13 protein-coding genes are annotated in these 16,772 nt (G+C 33.6%); 3 read left to right on the plus strand and 10 right to left on the minus strand.

Going from position 1 to position 16,772, the window contains the following annotated elements; translation table 11 throughout:
- Window positions 1–2: 2 nt before the first annotated feature.
- The 7 genes from Q0921_RS21500 to Q0921_RS21530 form a co-directional block, all read right to left on the minus strand.
- Window positions 3–1,649 (minus strand): dihydroxyacetone kinase subunit DhaK, encoded by a 1,647-nt coding sequence (locus Q0921_RS21500; RefSeq protein ID WP_299260565.1) that lies wholly within the window; start codon window positions 1,647–1,649, stop codon window positions 3–5.
- A 180-nt stretch (window positions 1,650–1,829) separates the two neighbouring features.
- A complete protein-coding gene (locus tag Q0921_RS21505) occupies window positions 1,830–2,711 on the minus strand; it encodes a helix-turn-helix transcriptional regulator (RefSeq protein WP_299260568.1) in 882 nt (293 codons plus the stop codon).
- Window positions 2,712–2,982: 271 nt separating this feature from the next.
- On the minus strand, window positions 2,983–5,463 hold the full coding sequence (ptsP, locus tag Q0921_RS21510; protein WP_299260570.1) for a phosphoenolpyruvate--protein phosphotransferase: 2,481 nt from the start codon (window positions 5,461–5,463) through the stop codon (window positions 2,983–2,985).
- Window positions 5,464–5,474: 11 nt separating this feature from the next.
- A complete protein-coding gene (gene dhaL, locus Q0921_RS21515) occupies window positions 5,475–6,110 on the minus strand; it encodes a dihydroxyacetone kinase subunit DhaL (protein ID WP_299260572.1) in 636 nt (211 codons plus the stop codon).
- A gap of 35 nt (window positions 6,111–6,145) precedes the next feature.
- Complete coding sequence (gene dhaK / locus Q0921_RS21520; protein WP_299260574.1) at window positions 6,146–7,216, minus strand: dihydroxyacetone kinase subunit DhaK; 1,071 nt, start codon at window positions 7,214–7,216, stop codon at window positions 6,146–6,148.
- 97 nt (window positions 7,217–7,313) lie between these two features.
- On the minus strand, window positions 7,314–8,159 hold the full coding sequence (locus tag Q0921_RS21525; RefSeq protein ID WP_299260576.1) for a hypothetical protein: 846 nt from the start codon (window positions 8,157–8,159) through the stop codon (window positions 7,314–7,316).
- A gap of 49 nt (window positions 8,160–8,208) precedes the next feature.
- Window positions 8,209–8,931, minus strand: coding sequence for an MIP/aquaporin family protein (locus Q0921_RS21530; protein WP_299260578.1), 723 nt, complete (start codon window positions 8,929–8,931; stop codon window positions 8,209–8,211).
- Between the two features lie 307 nt (window positions 8,932–9,238).
- Here Q0921_RS21530 and Q0921_RS21535 point away from each other — a divergent pair, with 307 nt between their 5' ends.
- Genes Q0921_RS21535 through Q0921_RS21545 form a run of 3 tightly spaced genes read left to right on the plus strand, consistent with a single transcriptional unit; the run spans window position 9,239 to window position 10,792 of the window.
- The gene (locus Q0921_RS21535) at window positions 9,239–9,628 is read left to right on the plus strand and encodes a VOC family protein (RefSeq protein ID WP_299260580.1); all 390 of its coding nucleotides are present in this window, start codon (window positions 9,239–9,241) and stop codon (window positions 9,626–9,628) included.
- Window positions 9,629–9,638: 10 nt separating this feature from the next.
- Window positions 9,639–10,205, plus strand: coding sequence for a Crp/Fnr family transcriptional regulator (locus tag Q0921_RS21540; protein WP_299260582.1), 567 nt, complete (start codon window positions 9,639–9,641; stop codon window positions 10,203–10,205).
- A gap of 53 nt (window positions 10,206–10,258) precedes the next feature.
- A complete protein-coding gene (locus Q0921_RS21545) occupies window positions 10,259–10,792 on the plus strand; it encodes a redoxin domain-containing protein (protein ID WP_299260584.1) in 534 nt (177 codons plus the stop codon).
- Between the two features lie 331 nt (window positions 10,793–11,123).
- Here the strand turns inward: Q0921_RS21545 and Q0921_RS21550 are convergent, their stop codons facing one another.
- From Q0921_RS21550 to Q0921_RS21560, 3 genes are all read right to left on the minus strand, one after another.
- Complete coding sequence (locus Q0921_RS21550) at window positions 11,124–13,073, minus strand: OmpA family protein (protein WP_299260586.1); 1,950 nt, start codon at window positions 13,071–13,073, stop codon at window positions 11,124–11,126.
- Between the two features lie 10 nt (window positions 13,074–13,083).
- Complete coding sequence (locus tag Q0921_RS21555) at window positions 13,084–13,971, minus strand: type IX secretion system membrane protein PorP/SprF (protein WP_299260588.1); 888 nt, start codon at window positions 13,969–13,971, stop codon at window positions 13,084–13,086.
- A 99-nt stretch (window positions 13,972–14,070) separates the two neighbouring features.
- On the minus strand, window positions 14,071–16,772 hold a 2,702-nt coding region (locus Q0921_RS21560; RefSeq protein WP_299260590.1), incomplete at its 5' end, for a gliding motility-associated C-terminal domain-containing protein.

The following is a 16,772-nucleotide window of genomic DNA, read 5'->3' on the forward strand; positions in this document are numbered from 1 at the left end:
AATTAATGTTTATATTTAGGTTTCAAGGCGATTGATTCAAATAGAATTGCAATAGCTTCTGCGCCTGGATCGATTACATCTTTTAAACTTTCTGCTCTTAAATAAGAGGAACGCCCTGATTCAGCTTTGTCCATTTTAGCAGTAGAGTTGGCTCCCTCTCGAGCAGCTGACGCTACTTCTTCTAAATTCATACCTTTTAGTTTTTCTACAGCTGGTAATAATGCATCTATCATTGTTCTAGAACCTAATTTAGCACCTCCATATTTCATCATCATTTTCACCCCTGATTTAAGTGCAACGGCTAAATCATTACCTTTAGAAATACAAGCTCCTGCATTAGTAAGCATTATTGATGAAAGAACGCCACTTGAACCGCCCATATGACTAGCAAGTAATTCGCCTATTGCTACAAGTAAATCTCCGGTATCATTTAGTGGTAAACTTTTGGCATTTAGTAAATCAATTATACCATTTGCCCCTGCAGCAAATGTACTACCTGTGTCTCCGTCACCTATTTGTTTATCTAAATTATTAAGGTGCTCTTCCGTATTTATTAAAGCAGCACAAATAGTTTGAAGGTAATCTTCAACTTGAGGATTCATGCTTGGTTCAAAAGTCTTCCTTAACTTTAAATAGCTAATGTCAAATATTTCTGGTTCTGAAGGTTTGATAACACCTGGCCACGATTTAGGTTCTACTGGTGCTAATAACATTTCTTTATTTTCTTCGGTAAGTTTCATTAATGAGAAACTAAAACCATACATATTTAATGAAGTCATTAGAAGAGCCGGACCAATTACAAATTCAATTTGATCTTTGTACCTAGAGGTAAGAACTTCATTGGCGATTATTGACATCTCTAAAGGAGTAACAGCGCCAAGGTTGTTAATTAAAAGTGCATAGTTTTCGTCAGGCTTTGTTTCAGCAAAAAGTCTCGAAAGTACCATAGCAACTGCTTCTTTACCGCCTTTAAAGTCAACTTTTTCTAAACCTGGTTCACCATGTATTCCTAAGCCAAGTTCAGCAGGAGCATCTGTAAGAGCCAATTCTTTTCCTGGTAGGGTGCAGGTAGAAATAGCCAATCCTAGTGAGAAGCTATTTTGAGCAGTCTTTTCGGCCTTTAGTTTTATTTCTTCTAAAGTGGATCCCTTTTCTGATAGATGACCTGCAATTTTGTGAACAAAGAGCGTACCTGCTATACCTCTTGGTTGGGGAGCATCAGCTATTGCAATATCGTCTTGGACAACAACCATCTCTACTTTTTTACCCATTTTCTTTGCCCTTTCGGCTGCTAAGCCAAAATTTAGTCTATCACCTGTATAATTTTTCACTATTAAAAGACATCCAGCGTCGCCAGTGACCTGTAAAATACAAGCTAATACTGCTTCCACGCTGGGTGAGGCAAAAACTTCTCCAGAGATAGCAGCTGTGAGCATCCCTTTCCCTATAAAACCAACGTGTGCTGGTTCATGGCCAGCCCCACCGCCTGAAATTATAGCTACTTTAGATTTATCCCAATCACCTCTCACTACAAATTTTCTTGATGGAAAGCCATCTGCGCGAGTAAGGTTTTGAGTGCCAGTTAAACGAAGTTCGCCATCTATGGCTTCTGTTACTACTTTTTTAGATTCATTGAAAAATCGTTTCATAATTTTTTCCTTTTTACGTTGATTTTCGGGTGTAAAATTCCTAGCCGACAATTTATCAGCTTTGATTTTTTTAGTTAAATAATTTGATTTTGACCTATATTCCTTATTAATAAGGGACTTTAGGTAATTGTGCGAATGTGGTTACTTATTTCATAAGACAATATTAAAAAATGTTAGTGATCAGGTAGGTACTTGTTGTCTAAATTTGAGAGGTGAGGTATTGTAATTCTCTTGAAAGAGACGACAGAAATGGGATGTGTTGTTAAAACCTGAGTCATAACATATTTCGTTAATATTTTTGTTTGTCGTTATCAAAAGATGAGAAGCATATTCAAGTCGTTTTGTTCTTAGCCAATGTGCCGGTGAATCTTTGTATCTCTTTTTAAACTCTCGTTTAAACTGAGATAAACTTAGATTAGCTAAGTGGGCTAAATGGTCAACATTAAGACTTGTGTACATATTTGTTTGTATTACTTCATCTAATTGAGACCCTTCTCCTGCCAAGCACTCTTTTAAAAAACTCATGAAGTAACTGCGTTCCTGACCAGAAACAAGCAATAAAAGTAATTCTTCAAATTTGTGAAAAATTAGTTCGTTGACAGGTGGAGAAGTAGTAAGATCGAAGTATGGTAAAACTGAATTAATATAGGCATCCATCCATTTATCCATGAAAAATTGATAAGCACCCAAAGATTTTACATCAAACAATTCAGATGGAGATATCATCCGTTTATTTTTACTCATAAAGTCTTTCAGAAAATCATCAGTTAAAAGGCCCAACATACATTCTAATTGATCTCCATGTTTTAGTTTTTCACAAACTATAATAGACCCTTTCTTTACGAAAATAGCTTCTCCTGCTTCTAATTTGTAAAAGTAATTTGGAGTTGCAACTCCAAGATTACCTCTAAGAACAAACATTAACATATGATCTTTAATAAAGATTCTATCCCTTTCTTTTGATTCTGCAACTGAATATTGTATTAAAAACTGATTATTAGTCTCCAATACCTTGTACTCATCGGCTTTTTCAAAATAAATTTTTAGCTCTTTATTAATCATAATTTAAATTATGTATGGTATAAAAATAATTATTAATGTTAATAAAAAATGTTCTATTTGGCTCAAAAAATGTGTATTATGAATATTTAATACATCAATCAATGATTTTTATCAAAATTGAAGCCTATTTTTTGACAAAATCTTATTGTATACATTTTTTTGTTAAAATCAAAAATGTGCAACTAAATAGTAAATAGGCAATAATTTATGTTTCATTATCGAAATGAAATATAAATGTGCTAAAAAGGTCTAGTTTGGCTAATTTCAAATACTATATTTTAAGTTTGCTTTTTACAATAGATAACGTATTCCATTTATTAATATCATTAGAAGAAAATTTATCCTTTTTAGTATTAATTTTTCTTATAACTTCTTTTATAGCAGGAATCGCAGGGCTAGACATACTATAACTTCTAAGTCCAATAGAACTTAGTAGATTTGTAGCATTAGGATTTCTAGCTAACTCACCGCAAAGGCTTACTTCAAGACCTACTTTTTCAGAATTTTGCAGAATAGATGTCAAAGCTGAAATAACGGCAGGGTGCAGTGCACTATAATTTTTAGAAATAGAAACATTTTCTCGATCCATTGCCAATAAATACTGCGTCAAATCATTTGTGCCAATACTTAAAAAATCTAATTCACTTGATATTTGTGGTAATATGAATAATATGGAAGGGACTTCCACCATAATTCCAACTTTTATACTCTCAGAATATTTGATTCCTTCTTTGCTTAGTTCGCTCTGTACATCTGACAAAATTTTATTTGCTTCAATAACTTCTTCAAGCATACCAACCATTGGGTACATTATTCGAATATCATAATCGGCTGAAACTCGACAAATTGCTCTAAGCTGAGTTTTAAAAATTTCTGTGTTTTGCAAGCAATATCTAATCCCTCTAACTCCAAGAAATGGATTGGTTTCTGGAGCTATTCCTAAGTATGGAATAGGTTTATCTCCCCCAACATCTAGGGTTCTGATGGTTATGGGTAAACCTTGCATATTCTCACATACTTGCTTGTAAATCTGATACTGCTCATCCTCAGAAGGAGGAGTTTCTCTATTCATATACAAAAATTCTGTTCTGTAAAGACCAATTCCATCAGCTCCATTTTTAAATGCAATTTTAGCTTCTTTAGGGCTACTTATATTCGCAAGAATTTTAAATTTCACCTCGTCTTCAGTAATAGCTGGCATTTTAGCTTTTGAAAATCTCTCTTGAAAAATCTTTTCTTCCATCTTCTTTTCCTCACGCAAAGAAGAAATTTTTTCTGGATTCTTTCTATCTAAATATATGACTCCCTTACTACCGTCGATTCCTATAAGTTCGCCATCTTTAATTACATCTATTTGGCTTTCGAGACCAGTAATTGCTGGGATACCAAGTGATCTAGCAAGTATAGTTGCATGTGAAGTTTCTCCACCAACTTTTGATACTATTCCTAATACTTTTTCTGTATCCAAACTTAATGTTTGAGCAGGACCAATTTCTTCTACAACTAATATACTTGGCTCATTTAAATTGATTTCAGTTTGAGCACAATCTAATATTTGGACTAGTACTTTATTTCTTACTTCTATAACATCGGATGCTCTTTCTTTGAAATACAAATTACTCATTTTTAAGTACTTATATTCTAATTTTTCAAAAACATAAAACCAAGCGTAAGCCGCACTATAGTTTTCGTCTTCTATTAAATTTTCTACCTCTTTTATTTTTTCATCATCTTTAAGTAAAGACACGTGAAAATCAAAAATTTCTGCATCTTCTTTTCCATATAGCCCCATAGTCTTATGGCGTATATCTTCAAGTTCTCCAATAATTTTACTTAAGGCATTTTTTAGCTTAATTTTTTCCTCAGTAGTATTTTTAATAATGGTTTTTTCTACTGTAACTGTTTGATTGTGTAAAAGTTTAGCAGGTGCCACAGAAATTCCTTTGGAAACAGGTACTCCTTGTATACTATTAGAAGATACACTTGCGCCATTAGTTTTAACCTGAATTGATTCTTTAGGTTTTATTTTCTTTTTTGAATCACCAAAATTATCAGCATAAAATTTTTGTAAAGATTTTTCAAACTCAAGAAATTCATCTCCAATTACTTTAAAGGTCAAAACATCACCTTTTTTAGCACCAAGTGTTCCTACTTGGCTAATACTTCCTGCCAAAACATAATCTCTTTTATTTTTGCTTACACTTACTTCATTATCATATTTATTGACAAGTTCTACTAATCTAACAGCAGGTCTTGCGTGAAGACCTAATTCATTTGGCACTGCAATTTCAATCTCTTTACCTATAACTTGTGCTATTTGTTTAGGTTTTTCTTCTTCATTCTTAGAACCTAATAAAGATTTTTTACCTACTAAACCATTTCTAGCTTCATTAGCAACGGTTTTAAGATTTGCACCAGTCATAGACTGGGCTGCAGCTGCAATAGCTCCCTCGATTAAAGGAGCTTCGCAAAGCAAAACCTTTTGCCTTAAATCATCCGATAGCATTTCAGTGGCAAGTTCTGCATTCATAACTGCACTACCTATATCCATCAAGACCAAAACACCTTCTTTTGAGTCTGCTAGCTCTATTGCATCTTTAATTTTAAATGGGTCAGTACCTATAGGATTGCTTTCATCATCTATACCTCCTGCTGCAAAAATCTTCACCTTGTTTTGCGACATTTGTTGGGCTAACTCTTTAACTCCATCTGCTAATTTCTCACTATGAGAAACAATTACTATTCCAACCATATATCTTCAACTTAGTTTATAGCCTTTTTTAATGATTTCACTATGAGATAGCTGGATGTTGCTCCAGCATCTTGATGTCCAATACTACGCTCTCCCAAATAGCTCGCTCTTCCCTTTTTTGCAATTAAGTCTGTCGTTGATTTCATGCCTTTTTCCGCTACCTGAACCATATCAGTTAAAGCTTCACTTATTGATAACTCTGCGTTTAAAGAATCGGATAAAGATTGAACAACAGGATCTAAAACATCTATCATAGTTTTATCACCTATTGAAGCTTTTCCTCTGAGTTTAACCCCATTTACTCCATTATCTAAACAGTCCTTTAAGTCTCTTAAATTAAGTTCAGTCTTATCTTTTAAAACTATACTAGCCTGCAAGAACAACGTACCGTAAAGTGGACCAGATGCTCCGCCTATACTAGAAATTAGTGTCATCCCAGTATTTTTAAAAAGTGAAGCAATGTCTTTACTAGCCGACAATTCATCTAGTTTTTCAAGAACCTTATTGAAACCTCTTTCCATGTTAAAACCGTGATCTGCATCTCCAATATCAGAATCCAATTTTGTTAGATAGTCCTTATTTTCTCTCATAACTAAGGCTGAATTTTCAAGCCACTTAACCAGTTGCGTTATATTTATAGTTTTCATAGGTCTTTTTAATTAAAATTCAACACCATATTAAATTACTTTCCCCATCTTAAGCCAGGAGTATTCACAGGTGAATCCCAGAATTTAAGTATTTCTTCATCAGCACGCACTAAAGTTATAGAACATCCTTGCATATCTAGAGCTGTAATATATGCCCCAACAAGATTCCTTACTAAGGATATTTCCTTTTCGGCACATATTTCATCTAGTTTTCGATACACGGAATATAATTCTGACACAGGAGTACTTCCCAAACTATTCACCATAGCAATCATTTTATCACCCGATTTAAATGATTCGCTTACAAGAGTTTTTTCCTTCCATCCTGAAGATTCAGCATCCCATTCGTTTAATTGTCGGGTATAATCCTCGTCATCTAAGATAGCATTTGTTAAAATAAAAGTAATCTCGTCAGCGGTTGTGTGTGCTATTCTTTTTCTTCCAGGTTCTCCGTGTATCCCCACACCAATTTCAATTTCATCCTCATCAATATCGAAATTTGGTTTACCTGCCGCTGGTACTATACATGAAGTTAATGCAATACCCATAGACCTTCCTCTTGAATTTACCTTGCGTGCTAGATTTGCGCATTCATTTAGGTTGTAACCAGCTTCAGAAGCTGCTCCTACAATCTTTTCCATTATAACTGTTGTTCCAACACCGCGTCTACCGGCAGTATATAAGCTGTCTTTAACTGCCACGTCATCATCTATTAGAATATTTTGTGTTTCAATACCCTCAGAATTTAACATTTCAGCTGCCATTTCAAAGTTCATAACATCACCTGTATAATTCTTAACTAAAAATAATACTCCGCCACCATTTTCAACTGCTTTGGCACATTCATACATTTGATCGGGAGTTGGTGAGGTAAAAACTTCTCCAGGACATGCAGCATCTAGCATTCCTACTCCAACAAATCCTCCGTGCATAGGTTCATGTCCACTTCCTCCTCCAGAAAGGATAACAACCTTACCCTTCTTTGTAGCTTTATTTCTACAGATATATTTTGGTTCGAGATTTATTCTAAGGTCGGGATGGGCTACCGCCATACCCTGCATTTGTTCTACAATAACATCCTCAATTTTATTAATTAATTTTTTCATTTCTTCAATTTTTAAGTATTAATAGAATAATTGATACATACTTCTTATTAAATCATACTTTCCTCAGAGTAAATAATAATCATGAGTAAAATAAGAATTAAAGTTTAATAGTAGCGTTGAACGCTGCATTAAACTCTTCTCTATCTGGGTTATAAACCATGTCTGTTTTAAAAGTTAGCCCAACTTCCTTGCTTATAGAATAGGATTTTGAAGTATACCAGCCAATTTGAGTAACATTGGCCTTACCATCCGTAGTGTAATAGTTATCATTAGGTGAAGCTGAAATAAATGGGCGTACCGTAATTTTATTCGGCATATCAATAGAATAACCAACTTCTAAGTATAAAGGAGCATCACTTCCTGGAAACGAATTATAAAAATCCCATCCTGCGAAAAAGTCTAATTTCCCAATATTATAAACCGCTCTTAATTCTAACCTATTTGTGGCACCATCATTATCGAAATCAAAAAAACCACCAACATTAGGATCATAGTGCGGTAGGACCATTACTGCTAAGTTAGATTTCTTACCAACTTTACCACCGTAACCGATATAAGGAATAATTTCCTTGTAGTTAGGTGCATCAGATGCTATTGAAAACGGATATGATGACCACACTCCAATAAAGAATCCACCTTTAGAGAAAGTAACACTTGCCTGTGCATTTGGGTGATCTCCCAATACTAATCCTCGCCAAATAAATCGACTATTTAATGTAAGGTCATAGGCAACATTCCACTTGCTTTTTTTATCTTCTTGAGTATCTTGAGTATCTTGAGTATCTTGAGTTGTTGCCTCTGGTTCAGTGACCATAGAACTATTTTGGCTATCCACAGAAATATTTTCTGTATTAATTGATGCTTCATTACTATCTTTTAATTGTGCTGTTACCGATAGTGAACATAAGGCTACAAGTATTGTTATGTATTTTAAATTTTTCACGTTATATAATTTAGTTGTTAATAAAAATGATTGAATGTGATTGTATTTGTTAGAATACTGGGAAAGACATTATAAATAATCCAGCAGCTACACCACCTAAAATAGGCCCCACAACAGGTATAAAGCTATATGAGAAATCAGAGCCACCTTTTCCTGGAATAGGTAAAATTGCATGTGCAATGCGTGGTGCTAAATCACGTGCAGGGTTAACAGCATAACCTGTAGTTCCTCCTAAGGATAAACCTATACCCCAGACTAATCCTGCTACTAAAAATGGACCTAATCCTGGAGCTACAGAACCACTACTGTCAAATATTGCAGCTACACCTAGCACTAAAACAAATGTTGCAATAGCTTCACTTAGAATATTCGCACCTGTTTTGCGAATTGCAGGTCCCGTGGAGAAACATGCTAATTTTAGTCCTTGATCAGCTGTTGCTTTCCAATGTGGACCAAAATGAAAGTAAACCAATACCGATCCAAAAAAAGCTCCTAAGAATTGAGAACTAACAAATGGTAAAACGTTAGAAAAATCACCACTTGAAACAGCAAAGCCAATAGTAACCGCAGGGTTAATATGAGCTGGGGCACCAAAGGCTAAGGCAACAAAAACTCCTACCAATACAGCAAAAGCCCATCCGGATGAAATAACCATCCACCCACTTCCATTTGCTTTAGAATCTGTTAAAAGAACATTTGCAACGACACCGTTGCCTAACAAGACCAGCATCATAGTTCCAAAAAACTCACCTAATAAGACATTTAATTCCATAATAATTGTTTTTAATTGATTAGATATTTATTTAATTTTTTAAGAATTATTCATAAACACATTCAATAAAATTTTAATTTGATGTTAATTCAGTACTATTGTTGTGTTATTAATAATTTTCCAAACTTATACGATTGGTGTTATTCTGAATTTTCTATTTGGTTCATATTCTGTTTTATTTGGATTGAATCGTATTTTTTTGGAAAAATGGATGGTTTTTTTAGCACATTTGTAAAAGTTAAGGTGTCTTTTTTGTCAAAAATTAGGATTTAACAATGGCAATTTTTAGTAATTAAATAATCCAAGTATGAAGAAAGTTAATAGACTAATGACCAATATCTGTTCTGATCACCTAGCTGAGAGTAAGCACTTTTACACTGCGCTTTTCGATTTTGATGTAAATTATGATAGCGATTGGTTCATTCATTTAATAACTAGGGATAGGAATTTAGAACTGGGCATTGTTGATAGAAGTCATGAAATTGTACCTATAGACTTCCAAACTAACCCCAATGGTTTCTATACTACTTTCGTAATGGAAAATGTGGATGGTATATATGACATTGCCAAAGGAAAAGGTTTTAAATGTGTTTCAGAACCAGCCAATACTTTTTATGGACAAAGAAGACTTCTTTTGAAAGATCCCGACGGTACCTGGGTAGATTTATCATCACCAATTAAAGATTTTAAATTTTAATCTTTCGACCATGTATCATCTCGAAAAACTTAATGGTTTTCATAAACTTAAAGACACTTCTAAAGCGACCCTTAATAAATTTTGGAGCGAAGAAAAAGTTATAAGAAAAAATGAATTTATTATCAAAAGTGGTCAAGTTGAGCACCATCTTTATTTTGTATGTTCAGGTTCTTTATTTGTAGGACTAGAGAACAATTCAAAAGAGCATGTACTGGGCTTCGGTTATGAAACTTCAGTAATTTGCTCATTTTCTTCTTTCATTACTCAGTCACCTTCAAAGTTTCATATAAAAGCAATTACTGACTGTGTCCTCCTTCAAATATCTAAAACACACCTTGAGAAACTTATGAATGAGTATAGCGATATAAAAGTTTGGTACTATTCTTTAGTTGAGCGAACCTTGGCTGGACATTTAGAAAGACAGGCAGAACTATTAAGTTTACGACCAAAGGCCAGGTATATTTCATTTCTTAAAAGAAGTGGTCACCTAGTAAACAGTTTACCACTTAAGTATATATCATCCTATCTTAATATGGAACCTGAAACCTTAAGCAGAATAAGAAGTAGAATTTCTTGATTGTAATCAAGGAAACTAAAGTTAACTATCTCCATTTTTGTTAAAAAAAATAAATGAAACTAAAACAAGGAGATAAAGCTCCAATCTTTAAAACTCAGGATATTTTTGAAAGAGAGATTGATTTGTCTAAAATAAAGGATTCTAAAATTCTTCTTTCTTTTTTTAGATACGCAGAATGCGCACTTTGTAATCTTAGAATAGCAGAACTAAAAAAGGAAGCTATGAATTTAAAAAATAACAATATTATAGTAGTAGCTATATTTCAAAGCGATGCCGAAAGTATTAAAACATCAATATATGAAAGACACGAATTAGAATTTAACTTAATATCTGATTCCAATTTTGAGCTATATGATTTGTATCACGTAACTCCTTCCTGGGGTAAGTTATTTAGAACTTCAAGTTTTAGAGGTTTGAAAAGTATGATACGAGCGGCTTCTGAAGGATATAAACTAGGAGGTAAAGTTGAGGGTAAATTTCATCAAATTCCAGCCGACTTTCTGATAGATTTAAATGGGAAAATTGAGATTGCCCATTATGGAACAAGTGTAATCGATCATGTGCTAATAAGAGAAATTCTCGAGTAATTTTTTTGATAAACGAAAGTTCTAGAAAAAAGAGAAAGCCTAATTATAATTGAATAAATTAAAAGAGTTCGATTCGATTTCTGTCTTCTAGCTCTAACTTCAAAACTAATTAAATCAGACAATTATCCCTCTACTCCTCTTTTATGAAGATTAGACCTAATATCATGTAAAATAAAATTTTACAAATACACTGATTTTCTGATAATTAACTCAGAATCCTCCATCAAAAAGTTCGATAACTGTCTCTTTGCCCGCACAGCAAAGAAAAGCCGACTTTAACGAGTCGGCTTTTTTGTTTTATTTATTTTTTACATCATTAATCTTGACTAAATCACATCTTAGTGATAATAAATTCTGATCTTCTGTTTAGTTGATGTTCTGCTTCTGAACAAGGAACATCATTAGTGCAGCGATTAATTAATTGAGCTTCTCCATATCCTATTGCACTTTCGATTCTTTCCACGGAGATTCCCTGAGACACCAAATATTCTTTTGTAGATTTTGCTCTTCTATCCGACAATGACAGGTTGTAATTATCAGGAGACCTAGCATCTGTATGGGATTCTACTTTGATAACCATTTTTGGATATTGAGTCATTAGCAAAACTATTTTGTTTAGTTCTATGGCTGCATCATTTCTAATAAAAGATTTGTCCAAATTGAAATAGATAATCCCTATTTTAATTTTAAGAATTCCATTTTCTTCAACAATTAATTCATTTACTGTTTCTAAACCTAGAGGAACTTCTGTTTTGCCATTTGTGTTAGGAGTACTGAATTCTTTTTCGTTAGGAGAATATCCTGTTTTTTGGGCTTTTATTATATAGTTTTCTTTACAATTAATAACAGTATTAAAAGTATACCCTCCGTTAATTCCTGTTATAGTTTCTTCTAATTTAGCTCCTTTGGTATCGAACAGATATATAGTTGTCCCAGATATTCTCTCTCCGGTCTTATTGTTAGAAACATATCCATACGCAGATTGACTACATTTTTCTATTGGGGTTCTTTCAAAAGAATAAATGTCATCATCTCCCTTACCTGATTTTCTATTAGAACACACAAAACCGGTATTATTTTCTTCTCTAATAATAAAACCAAAATCATCTAATTTACTATTTAGTGGGGCTCCAAGATTTACAGGAGTATCAAATTGATTTAGATTGGAATAATTACTTTCGAAAACATCAAGTCCCCCTAATCCTAAATGCCCATCAGAAGCGAAGTATAAATTAGAATCTGTAATAAAAGGAAACATTTCTCTTCCGTAGGTATTAATTTGAGGTCCTAAATTTTGCGGATCCGTGTATTCGTCATTATCTAATATGTTTACAACAAAAATATCAGTAGCACCAATTGATCCAGGCATATCAGATACAAAATATAATTTTTTACCATCAACACTTACAGCTGGATGTCCTACAGAATAATCATCACTATTGAAAGGTAATTCTTTGATATCTGTCCATACTTTATCGCCATCTTCTTCTTCTAATATAGCACTATATAATTTTAGATGATTAATCCCTTCATCATCACGTCCTAAATCACCATTATAATTATTGCGAGTAAAAAATATTTTTTTCTGATCTGGAGTAAATGATAATGTCGCTTCGTGGTATTTAGTGTTTATATCTTTTGAGAAATCTTCCAAAAGGGAAACATCTGTTTGTAAGGGATTAATTCTTCCTAGATATAAATTAAGAAATGGTTGTTCATTCCAATGATATTGCCTTTTATGGTAATAAGAAGAATCTACTGCAGAAGCATATACCAGCTTATCTTCAAAATACATCGGACCAAAATCAGAATTCTCTGTATTGATCTCTAAATTTCTCAAAGTAAATTGAGGTTCTATATTTAGAATATCCTCTACAGTGATATTATTTTGTGAATATTTTTCTGCTCTTGGGTCTTCTGTTTTTGCTGTACTCGAAAATTTTTTCATCCATTTTTTTGCCAACTTATATTCGCCAATCCCTTGTAATGAATGAGCATATCTAAATATATATTCTGAATCTACTTCATTTGGATATTCTGACACCAGCCTATCATACCATTTATAGGCTCCTTCCATATTGGTATTAAAATAATGAGCGTCACCAGCTTTTTGGAAAATTTCTTGAGAAAGATCGCCTTCATCAATGGCTGCCTCGTATTCTTTTGCGGCTTCTTTGTACCACATTTTCTCAAAAAAATCATCCGCTCTTTTATATTTTTTCTGAGAGTAGGTTAAGGCAGTAATTAGTAGTAGTATGCTTAGTGTAATTATATTTTTCATATACTATATTTTAAAAGAATCTCGGTGATTTTAATCTCTTTTCTTGTGATATAAGTTCAAAACGAATCATGATTTCATGACTTCCTGTAGTAAATTTCTGCAATTCTGTCGTAGTATAATCATAAGCATATCCTATCAACAAACCAGGAGCTACCTGAAAACCTGCTAGGGCACTTATAGAATCATCCCATCGATAAGATGCTCCTATTCTAAAACGATCATAGAACATAAAGTTAGCGGAAATATCAGCAATAAGAGGTGCTCCAACTACGTGCTTTATTAAAAATGCAGGTTTAAATTTTGTGTTTTCACTAAGATCAAATATCAATCCTCCTATTAAGAAAAAATGTAAGCGTTCTGAGGCAATGGATTCTTGTATATCATCATAATGCTGATCTGTAAAAAAATTTGGTATAGACAACCCTATATAACTTTTCTCGCTATGAAGATATAAACCCGCTCCAACTGTAGGGAAAAATCGATTGTTAATATTTTGCTGAAATAAATTATCAGGATTTTGAGATTGCCCTTTTGTCCAATCTATGCTAAACAATCTCCCTCCTCCCTTAATTCCAAAAGAAAGACGATGTGTTTGTGATGCTTTTATTGTGTATGAAAAATTCAGATCAAAATAAATTTCATCTGTAGGTCCTATCTCATCATTTACTATAGACAAACCTAATCCTACTTTTTTTCCTATGGGAGTGTCGAAAGTTAGGGTTTGAGTCCTTGGAGCTCCATCAATACCAACCCATTGAGAGCGATGAATACCCGTTGCCGTAAAATGGCCTCTTGATCCAGCATAGGCAGAGTTTACACTTAATGTATTATACATATATTGAGTAAATTGAGGATCCTGCTGACTATATGCCGTCATACTTAGTAGTAACAGCAGCATATATATTAGTTTTTGATTGTTTATATTCATTTCTTTCTTTTTTGATATAGTGGAGGCGAATCTAAATTCACCTCCTTTTTATGAATAATTTTGTGTAGTTTATCTATTAATGTATAACCATCCTGCCTTAGGCTCTGAACCATTTCCGAGATTAAGAACATAATAATATGTTCCTACTGGTAGTTTATCTTCTGTATATAGTACTGCTCTACCATTAGATGTTCCATCAAAAGTATTGTCGTATCCTTTTTTCTGATATACTATATTTCCCCAACGGTTATAAATAATTAGCTCATTATTGGGATATCTAGATATACAATCGATATAGAAGAATTCATTATTTCCATCATTATTTGGAGAAAACTCATTAAAAACCGTAAGGCAAATCGTTTCAATAGTTACTTGATCTTCATCATTACTAGAGTTTCCATCTATTTGATCTAAGGATATTAATGAAGCTATGTTTAGATAATCTTCTATATCTAATACTTCAACCGTTATTTCTAGTATTTCAGAACTACCTCCTGTCACCGATGGAATAGACCATATACCTGATACGGAACTATAATTTCCAGATGTCGCAGTAAATGATTCAAATCTATATCCTGTTGGTAATTGATCTAATACTTCTACTGTAGTAGCATCCAAAGAACCTAGATTCTCTGCAGTAATTATAAAAGTAATTTCATCACCTATTGCAGGATTTGCATTACTAACCGTTTTTATGACTTGAATATCCGTTCCTGGAATTACAATTTCAAAACTATCTTCATCATCTTCACTTTGATCCCCATCATCATTGTTTGGTGTTGCATCTGGATCAAAAGTGGCGGCACCTGTAACTTGAACCACATTCTTATATTCATCCTCTTCTAATGTCGGTGCATTTACTACCACATCATACGTTAAATCTATTCCTCCAATAGGTATTTGTAAGTTAGTCCACTCTATCCTATTCCCATTTATTGAGCCTAATGGCTGGCCTACCGGACTAGTTACGTTACTAGGTTGACTATAACCTATAGGTAATACATCTACTATGTCAACACCTGTTGCCAAGTCTGGACCATCATTATTTACTCGAACCGTAAATGTTATTGTTTCTCCAACATTTGGCATTTCATTACTAACTGACTTGATTAAACTTAAATCTGAAATTGGCACCTGAATAGGGAAACTTACTTCGTTGTTGCTTGTATCTGGATCAAACTGATCACTTGAAATAATTTCTGCACTATTTATAAATTCTCCCGGAGTATCGGTAGGTTCATTAACTAAAACATCAATGAATATCGTTTGAGAACCATTTGCAGGCACATCTTCTACATCCCATAAACCCGTTACAGGATCATAGGTTCCTGATGTGGCACTATGCTGAATATATTCAAACCCGATAGGTAATAAATCCTGTGCTTCTACATTAGTCGCCGTTTCTGGTCCAGCATTGCTAATTGTAATCTGAAAACGCAATTCATCACCAGGTAAAGCAGTTGTAGCGCCACTCACAGTTGTTTTAGTAATTGATAAATCTGCTATACTTTGAATAGGTACAGTGATCGCATCTGCATAATCATCTTCTGTAGTTATACCATTTCCTGGTGTAGAATCAATATCCATTACATCCGAAGCTGAAACCTCTGCCGTATTTAAATAATCCCCATTTGGTCTTACTTGTACATCAATTAATAAGGTTTCTACATCTCCGTTTTCAAGATTTCCAACTTCCCAAACTCCTGAAAATTCATCATATGTACCTGTAGAAGAGCTGAAAGTCAAGAAATCATATCCAGAAGGCAACAAATCTGTTACCTCTATACCTGTAGCCCTTTCTGGACCATCATTTCTTACCGTTATTCTAAATGTTATTTCTGAACCTACAAGAGGGGTAATATCTCCATCCACTACTTCTTTAGTTAACGATACATCTGCAATAGATTCGACTGGTGTAATCAATTGATTATCCTCATCATCTTCACTTTGGTTACCAGTATCATTATTTGGTGTAGAATCTATATCTGTAATATCAGAAGCAGAAACTTCTGCAATATTCAAATAATCACCTGTAGCATTTACCAATACATCTATTAATAATGTTTCTGAAGTGCCACTGGCAATATTGCCAACATTCCACAAACCTGTTGTCTCATCATATGATCCAGTCGTTGAACTGAACAATACAAAATCAAATCCAGAAGGTAAAAGATCAGTTACTTCAACACCTGTGGCATTTTCCGGACCATCATTTGTTACGGTAATCTGAAAGGTAATTTCCGAACCGATTAATGGTGTTGTATCTCCATCGACTACTATTTTAGTAAGAGATAAATCTGAAATTGATTCTACAGGAGTAACGATTGCATTATCTTCATCATCTTCATCTTGATCTCCATCATCATTATTTGGTTCTGAATCCATATCAAATACATCAGAAGCTGTAACCTCAGTAATATTCAAATAATCTCCAGTAGCATTTACTAACACATCTATTAATAATGTTTCAGATGTTCCACTAGCAATATTACCTACTGTCCAAATACCTGTATTTTCATTATAATCACCTACTGTAGAACTGAATAATATAAAATCATATCCTGATGGTAGTAAATCTATTACCTCTACACCTGTAGCATCTTGTGGTCCATCATTGAATATTCTAATTTGGAAAGTAATCTCAGAACCAATTAGCGGTGTTACATCCCCATCTATTACTACTTTGGTCAAGGATAAATCTGCTTGTTGTGGAGGAATCGTAATACTATCCTCATCGTCATCAGCTATACCATCCCCATTATCATCAACGG

The sequence above is a fragment of the uncultured Aquimarina sp. genome (genome assembly GCF_947496855.1).
GTDB lineage: Bacteria > Bacteroidota > Bacteroidia > Flavobacteriales > Flavobacteriaceae > Aquimarina.